Source organism: Fimbriimonas ginsengisoli Gsoil 348, from assembly GCF_000724625.1.
GTDB lineage: Bacteria > Armatimonadota > Fimbriimonadia > Fimbriimonadales > Fimbriimonadaceae > Fimbriimonas > Fimbriimonas ginsengisoli.
Map to the genome: position 1 here is coordinate 359516 of NZ_CP007139.1, position 25337 is coordinate 384852.

The following is a 25337-nucleotide window of genomic DNA, read 5'->3' on the forward strand; positions in this document are numbered from 1 at the left end:
GCGAGGATACATGGAACTTGATAAGTCCCGATGTTCGTGCACCAGATAGTGCACGCACCGAGAGCCTCTACGATAGGCCCAGACGGGTCGCCGTCAACCTCCGGATAAGCCTTGATCGCTAGATTCTTAAACTCGAAGCTGAGCTTTATTTCATCTCTAGAATTGGAAGTAGTGTCTTTCACGGTTTTCTCACAGATTTAAAGTTGTCTTGACTCATGATCGAATTTGAGATCGCTAGCAGATCTGCAGATACCTCTCGGGAATCGAGGCCGAGCCGGAGGGGATACTGATCGTTATCCCGTCGAGGACGATGTTTCCGGGAAGACTGGTCAGCACGCCCGTCGAGTATCGAACCACTCCGAACGAGTCGAACAGGCACGTTCCGATGGTGGCGACGGAGCTGTTCGTCGATAGGAACGGTCCGCCGATCACCGCGTCGGCGAAGTAGGAGCCACTGACGGCCACGATCCGGTTCGGTCCCTGGATGTATCTCGCGATTTCCGCCCAAGTTCCCGAGGAGATCGGTTTTTGGCTGGCGATCAGAACCCGTCCTGCGAGCAAGCCGGTGCCACAGGCAAACCGAGTTATCGTTCCCAGGACGTAGTCCTTGTACCAAGCAAGGCAACCGTCCGGGTCGTAGGCAAACTCGTAAGCCAACACGCCCCCGCTTCCGTAGTTACGGGAGATGCTGAGGAGCTTTCCGTCCTCATAGTAGTCCAGCTCCCGCGTGTACCCCGGCCCGGGGAACGAAGCCAAGGTGGCATCGTGGTACCAGGTGTAATTCTCCGTGGTCGACGTGGCGCTATCCACAACCTGCGTGAGATATCCGGCCGCCGAGTACGTATAGGCTCCGTTATGGGAGGTCACACCGTTTTCCGAACGGACCGCGGTCTGGATCTGGCCATGCGAATTGTAGGTGTACGATCCCTGGTAGATCGAGGTACCGGTTCGCGTCTCCTGGGTCAGCCTCCCATAGCTGTCGTAGCTGAAGGAGGTAACCGCGCCGCTTGGCTGTTCGGTGATTTGCGAGATCAGTCCGGTGGTCGAGTTGTACGCCGCCGTGTAGGAGACGATGAGCGCGCTCGTGCTCGCAACCTTGTTCGAGACGCTGACCAGCCGCGACGTGGTGTCATAGCCGTACTGGATCACCATCCCGTTACCGGGCGTACAACTCAGAACCTGATTATTGGAGTTATAGGTGTATTGAACCGGACCCGTTCCGTCGCTGAGAGCGATAGAACTGATCGCGTTGTTCGAGCCCCAGTTGAAGGTGTGGCTTCGACCCGCGGTGTCGGTGACGGTCGACGGCCGGTTACTAGAATCGAAGGTAGCGGATACGGTTCCTTCGGGTCCGGTTTTCGACGTTCGCTTACCTAAGTTGTTGAGAACGTAGCTGTACGAGCCGGCCGCGTTGGAGCCTGAGGTGAGGTTGCTCTGCACGTTGTAACCCCAAGACTCGCTCGTATGCCCCGTCGTTGGGAATGCGACGGCGGTGACGCGCCCCCAAGCATCCCTCGTATAGTTGGTGATTCGCCCCCTCGCGTCGGTTTGGGACGAGAGCAGGTTGTTCGTATAGGAGAAGCTCTCGCTGTATCCCATGACGTTCGTCATCGCGGTCATCTTGCCGCTCGAATCGAAAGTCGTGAGGGCTTGGGCGCCGGTCGTCGTATCGGTGAACGAGGTCGGGTTTAGGTTGCTGTCGTAGGCGATCGTAAAGGAATCGCCGCCGCCGCCCGAGATCGAGGTGATTTGGGAGTTTGAGTCGAACGCCCTTGTCGGAGTGGAGATTCCCCCCGTCGACTGGGCGGTCGTTCGGCCGGCCGAATCGAGCGTGTAGGTCGTAACGACTCCGCTGGGATCCGTAGCGGTTAGCGGGCGGCCGACGGAGTCGTGCGTCCAACTCCAACCGCCGCCGCCGGCGAGGGTTTGGGAGGTCAGATTATTGTTCGCGTCATACGCATACACCGATCGGTCGCTGGAGACCCCGGCGTAAGCCACTAGCCGGCCGTTGCCGTCAAAGCCGTACTGGTCCGCGCCGGCCGGAAGGGTGACCACGCCGGCGGCGACCACGTTGAGCGGCCATCCACCACCGGAGACGGGATTTGAGTTACCGCAAACATACGTGGCGGAATTACCGGCAGCGTCCGTGGTCCCGGTAAGCAGGCCGGTCGAACTGAACGTATAGCTGGAGGAGTTGCCGGCGTGGTCGGTAATTTGGTTGACGACCCCTTGCGCGTTGTAGGCAAATTGGGTGGTGTAAACCGTGCCCCCCAGTGACGGCAGACTGTGACCGGTAAGCACTCCGCTCGTGTAGGTCAAGGTGTGGACGGCCCCCGTTAGGTCGGTGACCGACGTTAGAAGGCCGCTGGTATAGCCGAACGAGAGCGTGTCGCCGCCTTTCTGAACGGAGGTCAACTGGCCTGAGCCGTTGTAGGTGCATTGGATAAGCACCGCCCCGGAGAGCGAGTTCCGCACCGCATCGAGGGCTCCGTTCGAGAGGAAGTGAATGTTCAGCGTGCCCTGAAGGTCGGACAAGGTCCAAGTGCCGTCGAGGTTGTGGACGAGAGATTTCCAGCAACCGACCGGGGCGGTGTATGTCGACCCGCTCACCGCAAAATCGTAAGTGGAACCATCCGCGGCGATATAGGTCGCCTTGCCAAGCGAGGTAGTGATTTGGCCGGAGAAAGAGTGTCGCCACTTCGCGCCGAGCGGACCGCCGGTAGCGGTGCTCGTGCTGTTGTGGTACAGGATAAAGTCGAGCGAATCGGCGCAGGCAACCGGATAGGTGAAGAGGTAGTTGCCGGTAAGCAGGTTATAGGACCCGTAGTCTTGAGTCACCCCACCTTGCCATGGGCGAGGCTCGCCCTTGGGGTCGATCGCTACCGTTTTGCCGGTGGCGTGGGCGAGTTCTGGCAGGCCGAGAATCGATACGGCGCCCAGGCCAACGGCTACGGAAATGGAGTTCTTCAGGAATTGCCGGCGCGATTGTTCAAGCGCCTCATCGTAGTTGCTCTTTCGGTTGCTCACGGGAAAAGTCTCCTGTCGTGTTCGGTCAGTTGCGCGAGTCTTGGTCGGGAAGCCGGTTCGGCAGAGGTACTGAAAAATCGGCTTCTGGTTTCGAACGGTTCATCCAGGTGTACTGGGGTGTCACTCACAACCCGACAAGGCATCGGATTGAAGCGCGGTTTAGCAAAAATTGGGGGTAGGGCTAGGCGAAAAAAGACGGATCGTGGGTTACACGCATCGTATAAACGCGGGCTTTGTAACCACTACAGCTATAAAGAGACTACTGTTCAAGTCGATAGCGGATTCTATCACGAAGTATTTACAACCCCAAGGGTTTTTTATTCTTTGGGAAAATTTGTTAAAGAACAATTATGTCTTTTCATGAAGTGGTCGATAAGGGTCGTTTTTACCGGGGCGCCACAAGAGCAAATTCGATGGATAATTGGGGCTATGGGAACCTTTTCGCAAAGCTGGGCGCTCGCCAAGGACAGCTATTCGGTGCTTCGCCGGACGCCGTCGTTGGCGTTGTTCCCGATTCTTTCGGCGATCGCCACGATCGTTGTCTCGATCAGCTTCTTCGTGCCCGTTTTTGTCGTGACCGGCGGGAAGAGCCTGGAGAAAATACGCCCCGAGATCGGATACCCGCTAACATTCCTGTTCTACTTTCTCACTTACTTCGTGGTGATCTTCTTCAACTCTGCCATGGCCGCGTGCGCGTACGAGAGTTTCCAGGGGCGGGAGACCTCCCTTTCCTACGGGCTTTCGGTCGCCGGTCGCCGGATCGGCGCGATCCTTGGTTGGACGGCGATCGCCGCGACCGTCGGAGTCATCCTTAAGACCATCTCGGAGCGAAGCGGAATCATCGGCACCATCGTGGTCGGGATCGTCGGCTTTGCGTGGAACGTGGCCACCTACTTCGTGGTGCCGGTTATCGTCATCGACCAAGGTTCGCCGGTTGCCGCGGTCAAGAAGTCGTCGAGTTTGCTTAAGCGAACCTGGGGTGAGAGGTTGGTGGCTTCGGCCGGCATGAACCTCGCGATGATGCTGCTCTTCTTCGTGGGGTTTGCCATCGTTATCGGCGCCTTGGTGATCGGCTCCGTAACCGAATCGCTTCCCTTGGCGATCGCCGTAGGAGGGTTTGGGATTCTGTACTTGCTGGTGGTCGCAACCGTCGCCGCCGCGCTGCAAGGGATCTTCCAGACCGCGCTCTATCTGTATGCGGAGACGGGGAACGTTCCGAGCGGATTCGACCCCGCGATGATCCAGGGAGCATTCGCCACCAAAGAAGGAACGATCGGCAAACTTCGGAACCGGTTCTAATCTCGCGACCTAAAGAAGAGGAGCCGCTAGCGGCTCCCCTTTCTATTTGTCCCCGTACGAATACTGCGGCTCCCATCCGTTGGCGCCGTTCTCGAGCATGTCGAGGAGGGGCCAGACCGCGCAGAAATCGTCGCCGGGCCCAAAGGTGGCCTTGGCGATGCGATTGATGGAACCGTCCGGTTCGCGTCGGAACGTGGAGACACCGGGCCATGGACCGGGGTACGGGCCGTCGGTAGCCCAGAATCCCATATCTTTGTAGAAGCTGGAGTCGTGGGAGGAGACCATCTTGAAGTTCCAGTCCCGCTTGGCGGCGAACCGCTTCTGGACTTCCGGCTTGTCGGGCGAGCAAAGCACAAGGGCGGCGCGATTGGTAAGGTGCGGGACGAGACCGGTGAAGCCATCGGCCCACAAGGTGCAATGCGAACAGCTGGTTCCCATGTTGTGGATGACGATCAGGTCGTCCTTGTCCCCGAACAGCTCCGAGAGACGGACCTCGTTACCGTCCGAGTCTTGAAGCACGTAATCCTGAATAGGCTCCTTCGGCCTCCTCTTTCGAACCTCCACGAGGCGCCGTTTCGCGGCCTCTATCTCGTTTTGCAGCTCATCGATTTGTTTATCGACGTCGGTTATCGTCTCGGTCATGAGTTCTCCAGAATTGTTCGTGTGCTCTCATGATACGGCTGATTCCCAGCTAAACTCTTGCTCGGCATGGCTATGGCGGGTCGGATCTGTTGTACGAAGAAGCTACTTACCGAGCTGGGGTTGACTCCGGCCGGCGTGTCCGTGCCTAGTGCGAATTCAGATCCCTTGTCGATTTGGTATGGAGATCTGTTCTATGTCGCGGGCCGAAAAAACGTCGTGGTGATGAATCCGGCAAGCGGCTACTCGGTGCTTTTCGCTGTAGTGAAGCGCAACGATATCCGGCAGCTTTCCAATCGGCTGAGCAGTGAGATAGGAACCTTGATGTTGGACCACGGCTTTGAAGCGGACGCCGTCGCGCGGGTTACCGATTCTCTGATCGATGCGGTTTACTGCCGCACGGTCGACCGAAGTCCGCTCGCTTACCTCCGGGATTACATTCGACATTCCAAGTTTAAGATCGAGCAGCAGATGGCGAGAGGCGAAGTCAACGCCCGATTGATTTCCGCCTCGATTAACCACGGCCCCTTCGGCCCGGGATGGAATCCGGCGAAGTCGCTTGCAAACGTTCTGGTCGGGAAGCCCGTGTCTCGGAAGCAATAAGGTCACCCGGTTCGGGCACTTCCAAGGAGAACGCCCCGCTGATGCGGGACCCTCCAGACGGCGCGTCTGGAGGGATCTGTGCCGGCATGGTTCAACTGAAAGTAATCCAAGCGGGCAATCGGACTTTCGCCCATTTCCTTCACCCCTTCAAACCGCCGAGCGCGATCCCCTCGACGAAGTAGCGTTGAGCGAAGAAGTAGACGATGAGCACCGGGATGACGACGAACGAAGCGCCGGCCATCAGCAACGGCCAGCTCATCACGTAGTGGCCGGCGGAAAGGGCGGAGATCGCGAGGGGGAGGGTTCGCATCTCGTCGCTTTTGACCACGATGAGCGGGCCGAGGAAGTCGTTCCAAGCACCGAGGAAGGTGAAGACGGCGAGGGTCGCCATCGCGGGTTTGACGAGCGGCAACACCACCCGGCGGTAGATCGCGTACTCCGACGCCCCGTCCAGCCGCGCCGCGTCGAGGTAGTCGTTCGGGATCGTGAGCATCGTCTGTCGAAGGAAGAAGATCCCGAAAGCGCTGGCGAGGCCGGGGACGATGAGACCGGGATAACTGTCCAGCCAGGCGAGCTGCTTCAGGAGCAGAAAACTCGGGATCATCGTGACCTGAAACGGGATCATGAGCGTCCCCAGTAGGCATAAAAAGAGAAAGTTTCTTCCACGAAACTCATACTTCGCAAAGCCGTACGCCGCCAGGGAGTTCATCACCAGGCTTCCACACGTCACGCAGATGCTCACGAAGAAGCTGTTGAAGAAAAATCGTCCAAACGGCGCGATTCCCCAAGCATCGCTCCAGTTGTGCCACTGGGGAGTCGTGAGCAGTTTGGGCGGAACGGCGAACGCCTCTTGGTCGGTCCGCAACGACGTCAGCACCATCCACAAGAACGGGACCAGCATTCCAAGCGCGCCGGCGAGGACGAGCGCCCACACCAGACCGCGGGCCAGTTTCACTGCCACGTCCGCAGCCTCCGGCCGTAGAAGGCCCATTGCAACCCGGTGAGAACCATAACGATGGCGAACAACAGTACCGCCATTGCGGAGGCATAGCCGAACTCTAGGTTCTGAAAGGCAGACTGGAAGATGTAGAAGAGGTACACGCGGGTCGCGTCGAGAGGGCCGCCGCCGGTCATGATGTACACGCTCTGGAAGACCTGAAATCCGGCGATCACCCCCATGATCGTGAGGAACATGGTGGTCGGCATCAACAGCGGCCAGGTCACGCTTCGGAACGTCGGCCAAGGCCCGGCGCCATCGATCTTCGCCGCCTCGTGCACCTCTTCGGGGATCCCTCGCAGACCTGAGAGATAGATGAGAATCGTGAAGCCGAGCCCCTGCCAAACGCCGACCAGTGCCACGGACGGCATGGCGAGGTTGGGGTCGCTGAGCCAGCCAAGAGTCGACATCCCCACCCGCCGAAGACCCGCGTTCAGGAGGCCAAACTCCGGGTTCATCAGCCACTGCCAAACGAAGGCGACCGCGGCCAGGCTCGTCACGTTGGGCAAAAAGTACAAGCCTCGAACGAAATTCCTGCCTTTAAACCACCTGGCGTTGAGAGCTAACGCAATCGCCAACCCGAGCGCGAGTCCGGTGGGCAAACTGTAAATAACGTAGAGAGCCGTCCGCTTCAGGGTTAACGGCACCATCGGGTCGCCGGCGAGGCGGCGAAAATTATCGACCCCAGCGAATCGGGCGGGCGCGATGGCGTCGTAGTGCGTGAAGCTCATACCGATCCCCCACACGCACGGGAGGACGACGAACGTTACGATAAGCAGCGCGGCGGGAGCTATGAACTCCCATCCGTAGCTTGCCCGCTTCACCGGGCGTCGCCCCGCTTCGATTCCGCGATATCGGCGTTGGTATCTTTCGCCGCCTGGTGGAGCGCTACCGCGGGGTCGCGGTTTTGCAGCAGCACTTCGTCCACAGCCTTGTTCAGCCGCGTCATCATCCGATCGGTGTAGGGGCTTGCGTATTCCAGCGTGGTCCAGCGGTGTTCGAGGACTTCGGGGATCCAGGCGCACTTGTCCTTGAACATTTCCGGCGTCGGCACCCCGGGGATCTGACCGGGTATCCCTTTCACGTCGTGGAATTCCGCCGAGCGCAACGCCGACCACCGGGAGGGAGGCGCCACCCAAAGGGTCTGCCAGTATTTCTTGAGCGCCCACTCGCTGCTGAGGAACTTCACCAGCTTCCACGCCTCGGCCGGATGCTTGGTGTCGCGATCGATTCCCCAAATGCACGAGCCGCTGATCGACATCGCCTTCAAACCTTTGGGAAGCGGCGCCACCCCGAAACGTAAGTTCGGGGCTCCCTTCGAGATCGACGGCGTCATCCAGCTTCCGTCGATATACATCGCCACGTTCCCGTTCTGAAAGAACTTGTCCGGTCCGAGCCCGCCTCGGTCTTCAGTCGACCGGGTGAGGCTGTAGCTCTTCATCAGGCTCCGGTAGAACTTGAGCGCCTCGATTCCCGAGGGGGAGTCGAAAACCGCCCGGCCACCGTTCCATACCCGCCCGCCTGCCTCGTAAAGAAACGGGCGGAAGGTTGCCCCACCCCAGCCCATATCGAGCCCCTTTTGCTCGGGATGGCCGTCCCCATTGCGGTCGATGGTGAGCCGGTCGATGGCGGACTTGAGCTCCTTCCAGGTCCACGTCGAGTCTGGATACGTAAGACCGGCCTTGTCGAAGAGATCTTTGTTGTAGAACAGGCCGAGGATGTTGATGTCCTGGGGGACCCCGTAGGTTTCGCGTTTGTAGGCAAGCCCATCCCAAAGCATCGGTATGAAATCTTTGCGATCGATCCCGTCCGGACCGTCGATGAACCGGTTGAGCGGTAGGTTCAGTCCCCGGCGCGTCCACGCTTGGCTGGTTTCGTACCCTTCTCTCATCACGTCCGGCGCAATCCCTCCGGCATGGCTTAACAGAACCCGGTTCGGATAATCCTCGAAGTGGTGGAACCGCACCTTGATGCCCGGATTCTGCCGCTCGAACTCGGGAATATAGACGTCGGTGTACAGCGCGTTCTCGAACGGCATCCCCCAGACGCTCATTTCGACGGTCACGACGCCCGCGCTCTTTGGCGACGTGGGCGATGCGACGAACGCAATTCTGCCGATGAGCAACAGCAGCGCGGCCAGCGTCAGCAAGCGGATCGTCATCTCAACTTCCCAGCCGTATTGAACCGCCAAACCGGAAGCGGTGTCCAATGAGGGTCTCGGGAAAGGGGTTCGACATTGAACATAAGCTCTCGTTAACTCGCTTGATTCAATTATAGAGAAGCATATTTGTTTTGCATAGGGAAAATGCGCCCCGAGTAATCAAACCCGTCGTATAATCCCGCTGTAGTGCAAAAAATGACTTGGCGAAAGATCGCCGATGAGCTCACGGGGCGGATCGAGAGCGGAGAGTTGACTCCGGGCACCCGGGTGGAATCCGAAGAAGAGATGGCGGCACGCCTCGGCGTCTCCCGACATACCGCGCACCGCGCCATGCACGAGCTGCAGCGGCAGGGGTTGGTCGTTCGGCAACGCCGATGGGGGACCGTCGTCGCCGCGCCCAAGTTGGATGAGAAAAAGCGGATCGCCTACCTCGTCGACTTCGCCGCCAACCGGTTCCAAGCCGACATCATGACCCACATCGAGCATGCGCTCGAAGATGGCACCCGCTTAATGGTTGCCACGTCCCGAAACGATTTAGAGCGGGAGGCCGAGCACCTGATGAAGCTTCAGGGCGAGGTCGACGGAATCATCTGTTACCCTTCCGATGGAGACGCGAACGCCCAGGCGTTCCGCAACCTCGCCGACAGCGGCTACCCGATCGTGCTGGTCGACCGGGCTCCCCGCGGGTGCGAAGATCTGGTTGTTCTTACCGACAACGTGTCGGCTTCTCAGGAAGCGGTTGCCGACCTGATCTCCCGCGGCCACCAACGCATCGCGTTCTTCGGCAGCAACAACGATTACGCGCTGAGCATCCGCGAACGGTTTATCGGATATCGGGCCGCGGTGGAGCCGCTCGGCTACCCCACCCGGCCATACGAGCGCTGGATCCCGCTCCACTTGGATGAGAACTCCGAGATGATGTACCAATCGATCTCGGACGCCCTCATCGCCCTAAGAGCGCTCCCCGAACCGCCGACGGCGGCGTTCTGCGTTCAGGATTGGCTGACCGTCGGACTCCTCGAAGCGTGCGCCCAGCACGGTCTCGAGGTCGGCGTCGATTTCGGAATCGCGACGTTCAACGACTTTGGCCCGATGTTCTTCCGCCAGAGTTGGCGGCTCGACCGGATCGTCCAGCAAATGGAAGCCGTCAGCGTTACCGCGGTCGAGCGCCTGCGAGCCCTTATGCGCGGAGAGTCGCTTACCAAGGGACCGGTCCGCGTCCCCGCTAAATTTCACCCCGCCGAGGACTCTGCGGAGATCCTCGCTTCGTCACTTAACTCCCCTATGGGAGCCATAACCCGATAGTTCGTTCGGGCTATCCGGAGCAGCAACGATGCACTCTGTACATAAAGCATTTACTCTTATCGAACTTCTCGTCGTCATCGCCATCATCGCGATCCTTGCCGCCATTCTCTTTCCTGTCTTCGCCCAAGCCAAGCTAGCCGCCAAAAAGACGAGCGACCTTTCGAACCTCAAGCAGATAGGAACCGCCGAAGCGCTGTACCTCGGTGACAACGACGACATCTATCACTCGCCGGCTCACTACGGCACCCCGACGGGGGACGTGCTGTTCTACAGCATGCTGATGCCTTACGCAAAGAACGCGCAGATGTTCCACTCGCCGGTCTACGGCTTCCGGTGGACGTCGAACGACTTCACCAGCACGTGGGATTGGAATCAGCTCATCGCCAATGGGCTGGCCAAGCGGGATGCGGGGGGAGTCGCCTCAATGGAGGTCTCCTACGGCGCAAACAACACCGAGCAATATGCCTGGGGCAACTGCGGGGGCGCGTTCCAAAACTGGGGGGACGGCTCCAACGGCGTCGGTCACTTCGGCTTGATCCGGCCCGACGGGCAAAACGTCTCCGCGACGGCGGTGGATCAACCGGCGCAAACGTTCCTCTACATCAACGCGAAGTTCCCCGACCTGTGGAACATCGGCGACCGGGACCTGCTCTCAAACGGCCAATTGCCGTGCGGCTACATGTCGATCGGCTACTACGGCTGGAACATCACCGACGGGCAGAAGGCGGGCGCATTTAACGGCCTGAACAACATCTCTTTCGCAGATACGCACGCCAAGTCGAAGAAAATGTACACCTCTTGTCCCAACGAGTGGACGGCTCAGGACGACAAGGCGGTGGACCCGGTTCCGGCCTGCCGACAGTAAAGGAGAAACAAGATCAAGAATCCAATCCATCCGGCCGTCATTGCCGCGGTTCTCGTTGCCGTCGTGGCGATCTTAGCGCTCGTCATGCTTCGGGGCGTGAAGAGCGGTCCCCAGGTGGAAGGGGTCGAATCGATGCCGCCCGAAGTTCGAAAGGCCTTCATGGGCGCCCACAAAGGCGCCCCGGAGACTCCGCCGAAGCGGTGATTCCTGACGGCGTGGTGGCTTCGGTCTGCGGCGTTAGGCGTCGTTACCCGCACCGATCCCTCCAGACGCGCCGTCTGGAGGGTCCCGCAGGAGCGGGGCCGCTCCGGGGAGATGTCCGACCAATGGTCGGACCCTGCCAGACGGCGCGTCTGGAGGGATCAACCGCTATTTCACTAAATTGATACTACTCCTTACCTACTTTGTAACCCGTCCTGCCGAGATCGTCGTTCGCGACGTTCAGAAGGTTTCGCAGGTGATCGGCGAGACCGATCGGCAGCGCAACGTGCCGGCGGATAATCGAACCGAGAGCCGGTTCGGACTTCGCGGTACCGACCTTGGGGCTTCGTTCGAGCACAAGGGGAGGCTTGTCTTTCTCTTCGGCGATACCTGGCCGGTCGGGCCCAACACGCCAGACCGGCCGGTCGATGGCGACGCGATCGCCTTTAGCGACGATCGGAACCCGGACGACGGTCTCACCCTCGATTTCGTCACCGCCGCCGATGGAAAGTACAAGGCGGTCGACATTCCCGGAGTCTCGCTAAAAGGATTCGAAGTCCCGAACGGCGGCTTCAGTGCGGGTGGGCACATGTACGGGATCTACACGACCGATCACACTCATGTCCCGGCCGGCGAGATCATGGGGCGCTCGGTTCTGGGTCGTAGCGACGATGGCCGGACTTGGTCGCTGGTCTATTCCCTTTCCACCGATAAATTCATCAACGTTTCGCCGGTTATAGTTGACGCGTCGACGACGCCCGGGCTTCCGATCTCGCGCGGCAAGGCGTTGCTCATGTGGGCCGGCAGCCGCGAGTACCGGCGCAGCAGTCCCTATCTCGCCTTCGTGCCGCTCGACCGGGTCGAGGATCACTCCGCAATCCGCTACTGGGCGGGGCCGGGAAAATGGAGCGCGAGCGAATCCGACGCCACTCCGGTCGTCAACCATCCCGAGGTCGGCGAGCTCTCGGTAGCCTGGTGCGCGCCGCTTAAGAGGTGGCTGATGCTGTACAACAGCGGCCATCCGCGCGGGATTCAGATGCGGACCGCGCTTCAGGCGACGGGGCCGTGGGGCGAACCCATAACGCTTTTCGATCCGAAGGACGGATACGGAAAATTCATGCACATCTCTTGGCGGGACCGACATGCGGATTCCGTCCACGATCCCGGCCGGGAGAACGAATACGGAGGCGAATACGCCCCCTACATGATCCCGCGCTTCTTCCGCAAGACGAAAGACGGCGCGCGGATCTACTTCCTCCTGTCCACCTGGAACCCCTACGCCGTCGTCCTAATGCGAGCGGACCTCGTAGTGTAGCCTGCCTGGTCTGGCTACGTTGATTTGATGCGGCGCAACTCGGATTCGGCTCTTTCTACAATGGTAGGGTTATAGCCAAGTCGTTTGGCAATATCGCGGGCCAACGTGTAGTGCTCACGGGCATTCTTAAAGTCGCTAAGATCCAAATAGACTTGCCCAAGGTTGAAGTGGATTAACGCAGCCGATTCACTGTTCTCCTCCACTGCGGCTAGAGCTTCGAGGTGACATTGGATGGCTTTTTCGTCGGATTCTCTCTGGTGAGCGGTATTTTCACCGCTCCAAAACCAGATAAAGCCCTCCATAGATTTGGCCGCGACCCAGTTTCGCGGGTGGGACTCCCTCGTGTAGTAGGACAGCGCCTTGAGACAATCTTGGCGGGCCGCTTCGTACCCCTCGGGGTAGGACGCTTGGATGCTCGCAAGGAGAAGGGACGCATAAGCGATCACGTCTTTGTTGCCAAGCCGATTGGCTACACTCTGGGCCGCTCTCATCGCGATGACCGCAGGGGCCATGGTCTGTTGGGACCTCGGCGAAGCGGATTTGGCCAGTACTTCGCCCAGCTGAAGTTGCGTCATCATCCATGGAATCGGGTTCTTTTCCTCCGATAGTGCGGCAAGTGCCTGCTGAGCGGCGGCGACGGCCTCCACCTTTTTTCCCTGAAGCATGAGCAGACGGCTCGTCACGACGTGAGCGTGCGCCCAGGGTTCTGGTTCGCGATCTTTGTCCATACCGCTTTCCACTTCACTAAGCAGATGATCGGCTTCGGTCATGCTTTCGTTTGCCGCTTTCAAGTCAAACATCGGGCGCCGTATCAAACAGTCAGCCAACAACACGCGACAAGAAGTCCATGTTATTTGATCCGTTTCCCTATGAATATGGGGAAGTGCCTTTCGAAGTCCACGTATGGCCTCCTCCGAATTGGATTCGGAATCCCCGGTTGGACTATCGAATAATGCTTCAGCGAGGAAAAACTGAGTGTAGGCCCAAGCTTCAGGAAAGGAGTCTTCGGTAAAAACGGTGAGCGCGGCCCGGTGGTGCGGAAGGGCTTTGATACCTTTTAGTGCTCGGCCAAGGCTGTTTTGAAGCTTTGCCCAAAACTCGGCGTCATTCCGTTCTGAGACAATCGCCAGAGCAGATTCAAAGCAACTCGCGGCTTGCGTGTCGTCGACGTTAACCAGCAAGATTCCCAACTCGTTGAGCATGATTGCCAACTCGTTCGAAGAAACCTTGTTCCGAGCCAACTCGATCGCCTGGGTTAGCATAGGGGCAGCTATTCGCGCTGCTTCGGACGAAGAACTTTGGCTTTGAGCGACGGCTTTAGCGAATGTGGCTTGGGTACGAGCCCACTCGAGAGGGTGACTTTCCCTCGTGTAGTATCTTTGGGCTTCCTTCATGCAGTCGATCGCCCGAGCCGGGTCGCCCGGGCCGCCCAACATGGAATACATCGAACCGAGATTGGCAAGGGCTCTTGCCGCTAGCTCTGCTTGCCCATGTGAACGCATGAATGGAATGACCGACCGATATATGCCGATCGCAAGCGCGGCATTGGCGTCCGACCCTTTGGCCGTATCGAAATAGGCAGAGCCAAGCTCTCCAAGAATTCGAGCATGGTCGAGTGGGGCTTTCTTCTCATCTACGAGCGCTAACAAGACCTGAAGCGCCTTAATCCGGAGAAGCTTTTCGTTGCAGATTTCAAGGCTGCTCTGGAGGCGAGCGTCGTTGACGGTATCTGCCAGCGTCTCCTGCTCGTCATAAAGTGCACTCTTGGGTACGGCGAAGAGAAAAGATCCCCGGGCTACGGGTGTCCAGGGGAGGGCAATCTCCGAGCGGGCTCGTCCGAATAAGTCCTTGGCCGTTACCCAGCCTTGTTTGTACTTGGTGAGAAATTCGAGCTCAGAAGAGAGACGACCGAGAAACCTAGTCGACTTAAGACTATCGTTAGTGATCGCAGCAGATACTGCGTCAGTCCCCGCCCAGATGGCCCGGAAGGGTAGTTGGGCCTGGTCTTTTACAGAAGCGTTCGGAGAGGGGACACCAACTCCTTCGTCGACGATCGAACCGGCGTAGCAAGCATCTGAAACAAGCATCACGTGCTTCGCCGGAATTCCCTTAAGCACGATATCTCGAACTGCTGCCATGGGTACGTAGTCGTCCGGGTTGGTCCGATGCGTGGCATTCTTGGTGGGAGTGGCACCTAAGAAGAATCCGGATCCGGAGTCAACCTCGCCATGGAGCGCGAGGGCAATGAAGACTCGGTCGTTCGCCTGGACTCGTCGGGGATCTTCAAGCCTCTCGAGTTCCTGTCGGATTCGCGTAGCGGTGGCTTGCCCGCGGTCTAAGACGACGACGTTTTCGCGGGGAAACCCGCATCGGTCGATGAGGTCAGCGGCCAAGGTTCGGACAGAATTGCCGAAAGCACTTTCGCCGTTGGGTCCGACGTCGTCGGCGATGCAGAGGGCATGGGACGTGCGGTAAAAATGCGTCCCGCCGTAGTCAATCGGCTTGATGGCAACGTCGGACAGGGCCAGCGTAGCGAGTGCAAGAGTGACAGTCATTGGGAGCCTCCTTCTTCAGGTACTTCGCGAGACTTCAAGACTTGAAGCAAATCGTATTGAAGTCGGTCGAACCGAAAGTCGACCGCCAGGTAATGCAGCATGCCCAAGCTGACAAATCGGTCGGAGTGCTCGCGCCAATAGCGATAAACCAGCCACGCCCGCATACCCGGAAGATCGACAGGCGACTCGGTCCGGCTAACGGCTTCGTCGAAGACATCGAAACTGGTCGTTTTGGCGGGTGCTTGGGACCGCTTCATTTGTTCGCGGAGTTGGGAGTTCCGGGGAAGAACCCACGTCGTTACGTTCGGTGGAAGATTGCCGGATCGGTCCGATAACGTAACGGTTACGGGCAATTCTTCATTCGTCGAGGCTTCTATTAGCGCGCGTCCGAGCTCAGGGCTCAAGCCGGCTCCGAATGGAAGATCGGGCAAGCTGTTCAATCGCGACTCGAAGACTGTGGATTCAACTTTCGTCGAACTTCCGATAGTAAGAGCAAACCGCACTTCGCGGACCTTCGAATCGGCAACCCACACTAGCGGCAACTCGCCGTTCGACGTCAGCGCGATAGTCGGGACGGGAACCTTCGCATTCGTCGGGCGAGCTCCTTGATACGTAAAGAGCGCAAGCGACTCGTAAGGCAACTTCGTCGCGGGGCCTTGTTTTCGGCCAAAGGAGGCGGGGCCCGATATGGGCTTTCCGACGCGCGGATCTTCAGGTGGTACGCGGTAGGTGCCGCCGGGCTTCACATATTGCCGACGCCCGTAGACGACGAGAAAAGCCTCCGACTCGTCCCCGGATTTAACCACGTCATCCGGATGAAGCCTTAAGGCGTGCGCCTTATCCGACTCCTGCAACACTTTTTTGGCGCCGAGCATCGGAACGAGCGCCACGTTTCCGGAAAAGTCGGCGACATATCCGACGGTTTGTGGAGTCGATTGCTTGGGAACGGCTAATTGCACCGCAACGGCAAGGGCGATCAATGACATGAACAACTTATGGTACGTCACGCTGGCTTGAGAGGCTTCGCTCCTGGTGGGTCATCGGATAACGAATTGTGATATCGACGGTGCTCCGCGACCTCCCTTACCGAAGCAAAGGCATTGATAACGGCTTCGACGATGTTTGCAATGACAAGGGCCGGCACCACAGGGATGAGGATCCCGTGTAAATCCGCCCGACCAGCGAGGGCAAGAAGGGCGAGGCTTCCAAAAAGGGTCACTACCGTAAGTTCAAGGGTAAGACGCTGAAGCTCGGTCTCGGCGTCCTCCTTGCCCAATCTCATGCAGAAAGCGGCCAAGCGACATATCGCAGCCCACATAAGCGACCAGATGAGGACGAACGATAATTCGGGTATCCAACCGGAAAAGCTGCGAAGGCGATGGCCAAGCAGCGTATGGATCGCGCAGGCGTGGTGGAGAACGCCAGCGTGCGCGGCCTCGTTCCAATCGGCCGTGGCCAGACCAGCGCCGGGGGCTAGGTTACTTGCGACGGGAATAATCGCCCGATCGGAAGCGGTAGGCCTGACAAGGTCCCCAATAAGCACAACCTTGCCGGAAAGCATCTTGCCGGCACGCATCTGATCCGAGAATTCGGGACCAGCGGTACCCGGCGGCTCGAAATAAGGGGTTTCACCCTGCAATCGGGAAAGTTCAAGGCTCTCTACCAGAATTACAGGAAGAGCCTCGAAGTTAATCCAATAAGACTTCTCGTCTTCAATTTCCGTGGAAAGGCCCCAGCCGGCAGATTTCCAGATGGCCTCCGGCTGGGAGTCTCGATTCAGGAATTGCACAAGCGCGACGGCAAGAGGGGGCAGTTCTCGGTACGGCTCTGCCTGGCCACCTGAGTGATACGGCCCGATCAGCGGAGACGGCACTGCCATCGTGACAGCTCGACTTCGAAGGCTGGTAGCGGGAAACCTTCGGGCGACGTCGGCGAGCGTCTGCGAGTAGTTATCGACAAAAAATACCGGCGTTCCGGCATCGTTAAGCCTTTGAATCGTCGAATAGAGTTCGGTTCGTTGACGAGAAGGAGTATTGATCTCTGGGTCACGGGGAGCGAGATTCCAATCTACGACGATCGCTCGAGGATGCCACGCGCTCATCGAGGCGAGCAGGCGCGAAAGACCAACTTGACTGAGTTTGACGTCACGGTCGACATTCTCGACCGACCCGGTGTCGCTGAATTCGGTTTCTGAACTAGGGAAAACGTTTGTGACATCGAAGACGATGACCCCCGGTTTTTCTCCACTGGCCACGTATCGTTCCTGAAGCTGTTTTTGCTCGTACGCATACCCGCTCATGGGCAAATCGTCGTGCCAAGGCTGTTTGGCCAACCAAAGTTGGTCGATGCCGAATGCCAGAGTGGCGATCACGAGGGCTTTCCGAAGCCATCTTGGAACCTTCTCCTTCTTTTTCGGCGGCGAACTCTTAAACGGGATCTTTTGAACAGGTTGGACAATCGCCGCCTCCGGCTTCTTTGGAGGAGGGGACTTTCGAGCCGGCGTCCGTTTCTTTTTTCCTTTGGGCGCGCTCACATGAGAATGTTACATGAGCCGGCGTCATACCCTTTCAAACGCAGCATCACGGACCCGGCTGGAAGCCGGGGGGACACTGGAGAAGATGCCGCCTTGGAAGGCGGCACTACACGATCTCTAGGCTATCCCGATCCGGAAGGGGTGGGAAGGGGGCGTGGGGTTCGGCTTGGTACCAGAAGGCGACGGAGGCGATGTCGTCTTGCAGGGGCAGGTAACGACCGCCGGAGCGCCAGCCGAGGGCTTGGATGGTGACGCGCAGGTCCTCCTCGAACCGAACCGGGTCCATGATGTGCCACCGGTACATTCCGAAGCGCTGCTGCACCTGGTAGTGGCCGTCTCCCCGGATCACCTGAGGCAGGCCCGCGTACGGCGTGGTGAATTCCCGGTATTCGATCGATTCGACCCCGGCCTCGTTCTTCACCTTCACATCGAAGTCGTACGAACCACAGAAGTAGTCCTCGGTGCCGGTGCCGCAGATGGTCGGAAACTCGCCGTCTCCGTCCATGAAGAACTTGATCTCACCCTCGCCCCACCAGCCGTTATTGTTCACTCCCCAGGCCATGTAGGTGCCGACGAACTGACCTTGGCCGCGTACTCCGTCTAAGATTGTGTAGTCGTCCTTGTACGGAAGCGGGTTCGTTCGGCGGAACTGCGCGTGGAAATAGGCGGCATCCTCCGGCACTTCGGTAAGGGTGTAATTGACCTGGTAGTACAGCACCATGTCCTCGCCCCGGTTCTCCATCGTGATCCGGCATCGCTTCCGGAACGGCATTTCCCAATAGCAGTTGAACGCGCTTCCGGGATTGACGCAAATCGCGAGCGACGTCACCTGCGCGTACTTGCCCCATCCGCACGCGAAGAAATCGCCGACCGGGCACTCGACCGACGGCGTTTCCTCGTCGTCCCAATAGAACCGGATGATCGAGTCGCGCCAGACGCCGGTCGGCGTCATCCAAATCTGCTGGATCGCCCCCGGACCCTCGATGTCGGCAATCTCGAACGTCGTGCCGGCCGCGATCCGAACGCTTGGAGAGATCTTCCATCCTCGCCCGAGGTCCCGCGCGCAACGCTCTCCCGTCCCCTCCGTCGCCATCCCGCCCTTCCCTTTCTCGCCTTTGAAATTCTCGGGCGAAATGGAGCGGGTTTTTGCCTTAGAGAGCCGAGACAGGTTGCCGAGATGGAGACCCAAACCGTCGAATTGCGACATAGAGCGACTATATCTCTCAAGCGCGATCTATAACAATCAAACGCGAAATAATCCGGAGAATAGCCCGGTCGACTGGTCAAGGCGCGTCGGTCTTGACCACCGACGGATCGGCGATCTTCATGCGAAGCTTCTTCGGCGAAAGGTTGTCGGTGAGGATCGCCCGTTTGACTCCGGCCTCGATCGCCACGTGCTCCTTATCCTCCCGGAACTCGCATCCCCGCACGAGGATGGAGCCACCGGTGGCCCGGATGGCGGCTAAACCCTTGTTGCGGCCGTCCCACTGAACAAAGGTGCAGTCTCCGAAGCCGACCGTTCCGGTACCGGCGATGTCGGCGATTCGATCGCACGGGCCCCAGAAGGCGCAGTTGGAGAAGCGGACGACGCCGGTGTTCGCCGGCGAGACGACGACTTGCGTCGGACTGGCGCCATGGAACGAGGTGAATTCCCCGTTGGTGATCAGCAGACCAAACGGGGCAGCTTGCTCGACTTTCACCGCCACGTTGCAGTCGTCCGCGCCGATTCCCAGGAAGTTGCCGTTGCATGCGCCATCTTTCGATTCCATGAACCGATAACCGACTCCGTAGCCGAAGGCGAACGTGTTAAGGACGTACTGCCAGTCGGTCCGGCTGAAGATGAAAGCCTCGCCGTACGTGCGTTGCCAGTCGAGCAGCTTGTCGGAGACGCTCCACCACGGATTGAAATGGACGTTCTCGATCCGCCCGATATCATAGATGGCGTCGACGAAGATTCCGCGACGAAGCGGTTGGCCGCTGACGTTGCGGATCAGGTGCCGCTCATTGGCACTCGCGTCGATGCCGTTGTAAGGGTTGAGGAGTTCGACGTCGAGGACGGCCGGGTTCTTGCCCCGCATCGCGATCGCCCAAGGGTACGGCTTGGGAATCGCCTTGGGATCCTGCTTCGGATAGTAGAAGACCACTCCCTTCACCGTCGAGTTGGTGTTCAGAGTGAGAAACGCGCCCGCCTCCGTTCCCTCGCCCCCTTCGATCAAAAAAGTCGTGCCGCCGTCGGTCGGCTTGGGAAGATCCGGGTTCCGGATGCCGTTGTGGCTCGGCACCGACTCCCACGACCCCTTCAAGGTCACCCCCTTCGGAACGTTGAGCGTCCCCGCGAACCGATAGTTTCCGGAGCCCGCGAACACGGCGACGTTTTGCTTGGCCGCGGCATCCAGGGCGGCCTGGAACGCCTTGGTGTTATCCGTTCGTCCATCCCCCTTGGCCCCGAACGAGGCGACGTCGAGTGTGGCGGGGCCGAGGACCGTCAAAAGTGAGAGGGCGTAAAACATGATGAGATCGATTAGGCTGGGGGGCTGGGCATGTCCAGCCCCGGTTCTTAGACTATCTTCCGTCCGAAGCGGCGGACGCGTCGACGCCTCCCGGCGGCGCCCCAGGACCGGCGAGCGGCGGCATCTCACCCCGTGAGGCCGTCGCCGGAGCCGGACCCGGTTGTCCGCCGGAGGCGAACTTGCGTTGATTGCTCCTAAGCAGGGTCAACTCGTCCTTACTGGCATCGCCCGCGCTCCCCGCTTTCGCGAAGAGCGCGGCCACGAATCCGACCGCCACGAGAACGGATGCGACCAGAGCCCAGGTGGGAATCGGCTTTTTCATGGTTTAGTCCGTATCCTCAATCGGCCAGCCGCCATCCCATCCTTTCCGCGGCCAGTTCTTATCGTAAGAAATGAACGGCGGGTAGGGCCAGAAGCCGTGGCCGATCGCCTGGTCGATGGCGTGCGACTTGGCGTGACCATCCATGAAGATGAAGTTCATCTTTACATTGGGCTGCCAGCAGCACCCGGCGTATCCGGCCGGGATATTGGGCTGGGATCGAAGGTCGTGGTAGGGGACCGCCTCGTTGAATATCCACGTGTTCGCCGGCTTTTGGAAACTCGAGAGGTTGTAGGTCCGGTTCTTCTGGTCGCCGCTCGCCGCTCCGCTCCACGTGTAGAACATGTAAAAGCGGTACGGGTAGCTCGTAAACCAAGAGCTTTGCTTGTACGTCAGGTCCGTGCTGCTGTCGCTGGGGCACTTCCACACTCCGTCGTTCTTCACGTACGGATTGAACAGGGCTCGAATCGAGTGGGTCTTGGCGTAGGCGATCTGAGTGGGTCCGTTAGGCGCCCAGAATCCGCTGGCGAGCTCGCCGGTCCAGTCCTGTGCGTCTTGGGAGTCCTGGTAGTAGACGACGGGCAACGAGTCGTCGTTGTCGCCGAGGTACATCTGGAACGACAGCCCGATCTGCTTCTCGTTCGAGATGCAGGTGATCGACTTGGCGGCCTGTTTGGCCTGGGCGAAAACCGGGAAAAGGATGGCGGCGAGGATCGCGATGATGGCGATCACGACTAAGAGTTCGATAAGGGTAAATGCTTTACGTTGCATGAATTTCTCCACAGCGAGAAAATAGGCGGGCCGTGACTTACGAGCCGATGAGGGCTTGAGTCCAGGCCCCTGTGACGAGGATCTCCGGAGGCAGGAGGAGTCGGGCGGGAGCGTCGGACCTCCCTTCGATTCGTCCCAAGGTCAAATCGACGGCATTGCGGCCGATCTCGCGGAGTGGCTGGAGAACCTTCACCAACATGAGGTCCTCGGGAGGGTTGAGGTACGGCTCGTCGAAGCAGCCGAGCGCGTAGTCGCTTCTGGGAACCCCCATCTCCTCGACGATCTGCGAGATCACCGCGAGGCGAGTGGCGTCGGCCGAGAAGATGGCGGTGGGAAAACGGAGTTGCCTTACGAGGTCGTAGGTTCGGTCATAGTTCGACCGATCGACCCCCTCGCCCAGGTCCTGGCGAAGTTCCAGGACGCTTGCGGCGATCCCTCGCTCGGCCATCGCGTCGAGATATCCCTGTCGGCGATCGCGCAGGACGGTGCTGTCGATAGGGCCGGTAATGTAGGCGACCGAGGACACCCCCTCGTCCAGTAGCCGCATCGTCGCCCGGTAGGCGCCGAGTTGGTTGTCGCTGGCCACCGCGTCGATGGGAAGCTCTTCGATGTACCGGTCGAACAGGACGAGCGGAATATTTGCCGCGCGGATCTTCTCCAGACAGTCCAAGTTGGCGGGGCCGCCGATGTAGATCATGAGGACGGCGTCGACCCCTCGCTCGACCACGTTTAGCAGGTTCTCCCGCTCGGTCTCGACTTCGAGGTTGTCGAGATAGAGCGAAATGCTGACCCCTTTCTTTCGAGCGTGATGCTCGATCGACTGCATGAGGAGCGGAATCACGTCGGTTCCGGCTCGGAAGTCGGGAGAGTCGTTGGCGTACAGATAAGGCGCGATCACCGCGACCGTTCGGTGCACTTTAGGTCGCTCGCTGACGAACGTTCCCTTCCCTTGCAGCCGCCGCAGCCATCCTTCTTGCTCGAGAGAGATGATCGCCTCTCGAACCGTCGCCCGGCTCACCCCGTAACGGGTGATCAGCTCCGGCTCCGACGGGAAACGATCTCCCACCTTGAAGCTGCCATCTTTCAGGGAGTCCAGTAGGGCGCTTCTCAAAAGCTGGGGCTTGCTTAACGATCCAATTCGGTCAACTGACACAACGACACTATACATCAGTCGTCAGACATCAGACAACTTAATTTCGGGATAATCTTAGGCCACGCACTTTGTGTCTGAATTAGACATCAGACAACCAATCGGGTTACTTGGCCGCCGATAGGTAGACCAAGGCGCTATCCATCGGCGCCAGTTGAAGCACCGGATCTCCGTCGATCATGCGATCGGATCCCGTCCACAGATCGTGCACCTTCCACCGAGCTCCGCGGAGGCCGAGGCGGGCGAGCGGAATCGTTCGCCGCTTCGGGTGAATTGGGTCGAAATTGAAGACGGCGAGATACAAGCCCGCCCCATGAGACCAGACGAACGCGTCGCCCGCGTTTGAGCCCGTGTCGCCGTCGACGGGGCGGAAGCCCGGTGTTCGGCGGGCGAGATCCAGGATCTCACGATTCGAGAAGATCCGCTTGACTCGGTCCCGAGCGCGGGGATTGGTTAGATTGTCGCCCTCCATCATCAAACCGCCCGAGATGACAGAGGCGGTGAAGCGGGTCCTCGCTTCGGCCTCGGTGACTGGCGACTCGTCGAGCGTCTGATAGACGCAAGCGCTGTCCGGGTCGTTGAATCTATAGAGCCGGCCACCCGGCCACCAGCCGTAGCTGGTGGAGTTCAAAAGATATTCGCTCGCCCCGATATTAGCGAAAGCATCGCAAGAGATTCGGCGGCTGTGGCCGTATCCGTGCGGGAACATCGGCGCGATGCTGAGGCTGATAAAGAACGGGCGTCCGATCCGCTTGGGGGAAAGATCGTCGACGATCCGCTGCATCCCCACCGCATAAGCCTGGGTTCCGGTCTCGATTTTCGGATCGAAGTGCCGCCCCTCCAAGGCGCCATGGCTCAGGAAATCGAGCTTGACGTAGTCGAATCCCTGGTCGACGAAATCCTTGAGCTCGCGGTCGATTCGGGCCAGGGTCGCCGGGTGCGTCGGATCGAGCGGCCAGCCGCCGTCGAGCATCGGCAGCGGCTCGCCCTTCGCGTCCTTGATCGTCATGTCGCGGAAGGTGTACTTCCCCTCCGTTCGCTCGAGCCCTCCCCAGCCCGTGAAGGGGGTCCAATAGATGCCCGCCTTCAAACCGGCCGCGTGCGCTTTGCGAACGAAGGCGACACGCTGGTCGCGGGTGAGGTTGTCCCAGTACGAATCGAAATTGATGTACGCGATGCCCCCGCTTCGGAATCCGGGCAGCTCCTTCTGGAGGAACTCGGTCGCCGCGTCGGCGTCTTTCGCCGTCACTTTGTTCTTGTGTCCGGACCAAGAGTTCCAGCCGAACGGGACGCTTCCCTTCCACCCGAGCGCAGGTTTGACGAGGGCATTGAGCTCGCCGAACCGCTCCAGTCCGGCTCGCCACTCGTCGTAGAAGCCGACGACCATTCGGGGCGAGCTTACGACCTTGCCGGTCACCGTGCCGTGCGGCTGACTGTCATGGGTGTATTTGCTAGCCACGCCGGCGAAAGCGCGAAGCCCGCCGTCTCTCTTGAACCTAACCGCCGACTTCCAGGTGTCGTGTTCGACGGAACCGACCACCAAACCGTGTCGCGACGCGTCGTCGTACAGCGCCCCGACTTCGTAGCTCCCGTCTTTCTCACCCCAGCCGTCCGAGCGATAGCGGAAGTACATGTCGTTGTCGTAAGGGACGAACAACGAATTCAAGGGCGCTCGATGCTCGAGATGGACCGGCGTCTCGGTGACCAGCGGGGCCAGGTAATTCGAGCCTGCTGGCTCGCCGTCGACCAGCTGAATTTGTACAAACGCTTCCGGCCGAGATTCATAAACCCAAAAGATCTGCCTCAGCTCCGAGGCGCCCAGCCCTCGATGGTGCACCGTGACCCGCAGCCCCCGCCCGAAAGCGTCGCGGATCCGCTCTACGTCGCCGCCCGCGATCTCGTGTCGGGGATAATCGGTAGTCGACCGAACCGGCCCGGCCCCGAGGCGGGCCTCACCGGCCGCTGCCTCAATAGCAGCGGATTTGCCGAATCGCAGCGAGTACCGGCCGCTTACCTGGTCGATCGAGAGCGTAACCCTGCCGTTGCCAACCACCGTTTGCTCTCCCTTCAACGACACGAAAGGGAATCCGGCGACGAGCAAGGCGAGAGACAAATACATGAGTAAGAAGCGGGGCTGCCTGGGAAAATGGCATCCCCGCTTTGTTTCAACCGATCAGACTACTGCCACTCTTTGTAGCCGCGCATGTACGCCTTGATCTGCTCTTTGCCTGGCCAGCCGCTGACGTCGTAGTCCGGGTTCTTGAACACGTCCCAAACGTCGTCGTCCAGCGACTTATAAGCATTGATCGCCTTCGCGTGGCCGTCGAAGAATCCGACGTTCAGGAGCTTGTTCCCAACGCTTCGCACCACCGTTACGCCCGGATCTCTCGTGTCGCAGTCGTTTCCGCCGCCGCAGCCGTAGCAGAGCTGATGAGCGTAAAGGTTCGGGTAAGGGTCGCGAGTGGGGCCGATCATCATGGTTCCCGCCGGACTATCCAACGTCGTCATGGAGCCGCTGCCACCCACGTTATGGGGAGTCTCCCACGGCCACCAGGCAGCCCACGGCCACATTCCGGAGGTCCCTTTTCCGCCTTCGTTGTATCCCGCGTACATATTCACGGAGTAGGAGCGGGGGAACCGGGTGGTGGTGTCCCCGTGCAGGTTCGGATCCTCGGGAATCGAAGCCCACGCACCCGCGTAGCCGGGCGACTGGAAGATCCCGCCCTCTCCGGCGGCGGTGTACGCCGAGTTGTCGGCCTTGACCGCGCGTCCTCCGTTCTTGATGTACGGCAGAACCGCGTCTTTCCAAAGGATATATTGGTGGCGGGGCCAGGTCCAGTCGCCCTGCATGATCGGAGCAACGCAGTCGTCGGAGTCGCCCGCGTAGAGCGTCATTCCGAGGGTGAGGTTCTTCACGTTGCTAAGGTCGGCGGTCCGCTTCGCCGCGGCCTTCGCCTGGGCAAAAACAGGGAACAGGATTGCCGCCAGGATCGCGATGATGGCGATGACCACGAGCAGCTCGATGAGCGTAAATGCTTTTTTCATGGATTCTCTTCTTTGAGGTCGGGCCGCCTAGCGCAGGCGGAA

The 25337-nt window shown here is 59.5% G+C and carries 21 protein-coding genes; 6 read left to right on the plus strand and 15 right to left on the minus strand.

The genetic code is table 11. The features are described 5' to 3' along the window. Window positions 1–234: 234 nt before the first annotated feature. On the minus strand, window positions 235–3027 hold the full coding sequence (locus tag OP10G_RS01745; protein WP_025227609.1) for a DUF6531 domain-containing protein: 2793 nt from the start codon (window positions 3025–3027) through the stop codon (window positions 235–237). 429 nt (window positions 3028–3456) lie between these two features. Between OP10G_RS01745 and OP10G_RS01750 the strand changes: the two genes are divergently transcribed. Further along, on the plus strand, window positions 3457–4326 hold the full coding sequence (locus OP10G_RS01750; protein WP_025227608.1) for a DUF6159 family protein: 870 nt from the start codon (window positions 3457–3459) through the stop codon (window positions 4324–4326). 42 nt (window positions 4327–4368) lie between these two features. On the opposite strand, the gene OP10G_RS01755 is transcribed toward OP10G_RS01750, so the two are convergent. Beyond that, entirely contained in the window at window positions 4369–4968 is a 600-nt protein-coding gene (locus OP10G_RS01755; RefSeq protein WP_025227607.1) for a DUF899 family protein, read from the minus strand. Between the two features lie 66 nt (window positions 4969–5034). Here OP10G_RS01755 and OP10G_RS01760 point away from each other — a divergent pair, with 66 nt between their 5' ends. Then, complete coding sequence (locus tag OP10G_RS01760) at window positions 5035–5568, plus strand: DUF6933 domain-containing protein (RefSeq protein WP_144240945.1); 534 nt, start codon at window positions 5035–5037, stop codon at window positions 5566–5568. A 139-nt stretch (window positions 5569–5707) separates the two neighbouring features. Here OP10G_RS01760 and OP10G_RS01765 read toward each other — a convergent pair whose 3' ends face one another. Genes OP10G_RS01765 through OP10G_RS01775 form a run of 3 tightly spaced genes read right to left on the minus strand, consistent with a single transcriptional unit; the run spans window position 5708 to window position 8774 of the window. Beyond that, window positions 5708–6529, minus strand: a complete 822-nt coding sequence (locus OP10G_RS01765) for a carbohydrate ABC transporter permease (protein WP_038473821.1) — start codon at window positions 6527–6529, stop codon at window positions 5708–5710. Further along, the gene (locus OP10G_RS01770) at window positions 6520–7389 is read right to left on the minus strand and encodes a carbohydrate ABC transporter permease (RefSeq protein ID WP_025227604.1); all 870 of its coding nucleotides are present in this window, start codon (window positions 7387–7389) and stop codon (window positions 6520–6522) included. The genes OP10G_RS01765 and OP10G_RS01770 overlap by 10 nt, the downstream gene beginning before the upstream one ends. Further along, window positions 7386–8774, minus strand: a complete 1389-nt coding sequence (locus OP10G_RS01775; RefSeq protein WP_025227603.1) for an ABC transporter substrate-binding protein — start codon at window positions 8772–8774, stop codon at window positions 7386–7388. Before OP10G_RS01775 ends, OP10G_RS01770 begins: the two co-directional genes overlap by 4 nt. 147 nt (window positions 8775–8921) lie before the next feature. Here OP10G_RS01775 and OP10G_RS01780 point away from each other — a divergent pair, with 147 nt between their 5' ends. From OP10G_RS01780 to OP10G_RS01790, 4 genes are all read left to right on the plus strand, one after another. Beyond that, on the plus strand, window positions 8922–10031 hold the full coding sequence (locus tag OP10G_RS01780; RefSeq protein WP_025227602.1) for a LacI family DNA-binding transcriptional regulator: 1110 nt from the start codon (window positions 8922–8924) through the stop codon (window positions 10029–10031). Window positions 10032–10059: 28 nt separating this feature from the next. After that, entirely contained in the window at window positions 10060–10896 is an 837-nt protein-coding gene (locus OP10G_RS23775; RefSeq protein ID WP_025227601.1) for a prepilin-type N-terminal cleavage/methylation domain-containing protein, read from the plus strand. A 63-nt stretch (window positions 10897–10959) separates the two neighbouring features. Beyond that, window positions 10960–11100 (plus strand): hypothetical protein, encoded by a 141-nt coding sequence (locus OP10G_RS26640; protein ID WP_158409111.1) that lies wholly within the window; start codon window positions 10960–10962, stop codon window positions 11098–11100. Between the two features lie 178 nt (window positions 11101–11278). Beyond that, window positions 11279–12412 carry a DUF4185 domain-containing protein gene (locus OP10G_RS01790; RefSeq protein ID WP_025227600.1) on the plus strand — a complete coding sequence of 378 codons (1134 nt, stop codon included), beginning with the start codon at window positions 11279–11281 and terminating at the stop codon, window positions 12410–12412. 14 nt (window positions 12413–12426) lie between these two features. Here OP10G_RS01790 and OP10G_RS01795 read toward each other — a convergent pair whose 3' ends face one another. From OP10G_RS01795 to OP10G_RS23780, 10 genes are all read right to left on the minus strand, one after another. Beyond that, on the minus strand, window positions 12427–14805 hold the full coding sequence (locus tag OP10G_RS01795) for a tetratricopeptide repeat protein (RefSeq protein ID WP_158409112.1): 2379 nt from the start codon (window positions 14803–14805) through the stop codon (window positions 12427–12429). Window positions 14806–14963: 158 nt separating this feature from the next. Beyond that, window positions 14964–15953, minus strand: coding sequence for a hypothetical protein (locus OP10G_RS01800; protein ID WP_144240947.1), 990 nt, complete (start codon window positions 15951–15953; stop codon window positions 14964–14966). 17 nt (window positions 15954–15970) lie between these two features. Beyond that, window positions 15971–17500, minus strand: coding sequence for a CHASE2 domain-containing protein (locus tag OP10G_RS01805; RefSeq protein WP_025227597.1), 1530 nt, complete (start codon window positions 17498–17500; stop codon window positions 15971–15973). A 106-nt stretch (window positions 17501–17606) separates the two neighbouring features. Beyond that, entirely contained in the window at window positions 17607–18707 is a 1101-nt protein-coding gene (locus tag OP10G_RS01810) for a glycoside hydrolase family 172 protein (RefSeq protein ID WP_025227596.1), read from the minus strand. A 76-nt stretch (window positions 18708–18783) separates the two neighbouring features. Continuing rightward, window positions 18784–20010 carry a glycosyl hydrolase family 28-related protein gene (locus tag OP10G_RS01815; RefSeq protein WP_025227595.1) on the minus strand — a complete coding sequence of 409 codons (1227 nt, stop codon included), beginning with the start codon at window positions 20008–20010 and terminating at the stop codon, window positions 18784–18786. Between the two features lie 52 nt (window positions 20011–20062). Continuing rightward, window positions 20063–20332 carry a hypothetical protein gene (locus tag OP10G_RS01820; RefSeq protein WP_025227594.1) on the minus strand — a complete coding sequence of 90 codons (270 nt, stop codon included), beginning with the start codon at window positions 20330–20332 and terminating at the stop codon, window positions 20063–20065. A gap of 3 nt (window positions 20333–20335) precedes the next feature. Continuing rightward, on the minus strand, window positions 20336–21100 hold the full coding sequence (locus tag OP10G_RS01825) for a prepilin-type N-terminal cleavage/methylation domain-containing protein (protein WP_038472343.1): 765 nt from the start codon (window positions 21098–21100) through the stop codon (window positions 20336–20338). Between the two features lie 37 nt (window positions 21101–21137). Continuing rightward, window positions 21138–22253: a GntR family transcriptional regulator gene (locus OP10G_RS01830; RefSeq protein WP_158409113.1), complete on the minus strand. Its 1116-nt coding sequence runs from the start codon at window positions 22251–22253 to the stop codon at window positions 21138–21140. 103 nt (window positions 22254–22356) lie between these two features. Next, the gene (locus tag OP10G_RS01835; protein WP_144240948.1) at window positions 22357–24363 is read right to left on the minus strand and encodes an alpha-galactosidase; all 2007 of its coding nucleotides are present in this window, start codon (window positions 24361–24363) and stop codon (window positions 22357–22359) included. Window positions 24364–24428: 65 nt separating this feature from the next. Beyond that, window positions 24429–25295 (minus strand): prepilin-type N-terminal cleavage/methylation domain-containing protein, encoded by an 867-nt coding sequence (locus tag OP10G_RS23780; RefSeq protein ID WP_025227590.1) that lies wholly within the window; start codon window positions 25293–25295, stop codon window positions 24429–24431. Window positions 25296–25337: the final 42 nt, after the last annotated feature.

Coding starts and splice junctions, on each gene's coding strand:
- OP10G_RS01825 (WP_038472343.1), bottom strand. CDS start 21,100: ATGCAACGTAAAGCATTTACCCTTATCGAACTCTTAGTCGTGATCGCC.
- OP10G_RS01820 (WP_025227594.1), bottom strand. CDS start 20,332: ATGAAAAAGCCGATTCCCACCTGGGCTCTGGTCGCATCCGTTCTCGTG.
- OP10G_RS01800 (WP_144240947.1), bottom strand. CDS start 15,953: ATGTCATTGATCGCCCTTGCCGTTGCGGTGCAATTAGCCGTTCCCAAG.
- OP10G_RS01750 (WP_025227608.1), top strand. CDS start 3,457: ATGGGAACCTTTTCGCAAAGCTGGGCGCTCGCCAAGGACAGCTATTCG.
- OP10G_RS23775 (WP_025227601.1), top strand. CDS start 10,060: ATGCACTCTGTACATAAAGCATTTACTCTTATCGAACTTCTCGTCGTC.
- OP10G_RS01760 (WP_144240945.1), top strand. CDS start 5,035: ATGGCTATGGCGGGTCGGATCTGTTGTACGAAGAAGCTACTTACCGAG.
- OP10G_RS01810 (WP_025227596.1), bottom strand. CDS start 18,707: ATGTCGCAATTCGACGGTTTGGGTCTCCATCTCGGCAACCTGTCTCGG.
- OP10G_RS01815 (WP_025227595.1), bottom strand. CDS start 20,010: ATGTTTTACGCCCTCTCACTTTTGACGGTCCTCGGCCCCGCCACACTC.
- OP10G_RS01780 (WP_025227602.1), top strand. CDS start 8,922: ATGACTTGGCGAAAGATCGCCGATGAGCTCACGGGGCGGATCGAGAGC.
- OP10G_RS23780 (WP_025227590.1), bottom strand. CDS start 25,295: ATGAAAAAAGCATTTACGCTCATCGAGCTGCTCGTGGTCATCGCCATC.
- OP10G_RS01755 (WP_025227607.1), bottom strand. CDS start 4,968: ATGACCGAGACGATAACCGACGTCGATAAACAAATCGATGAGCTGCAA.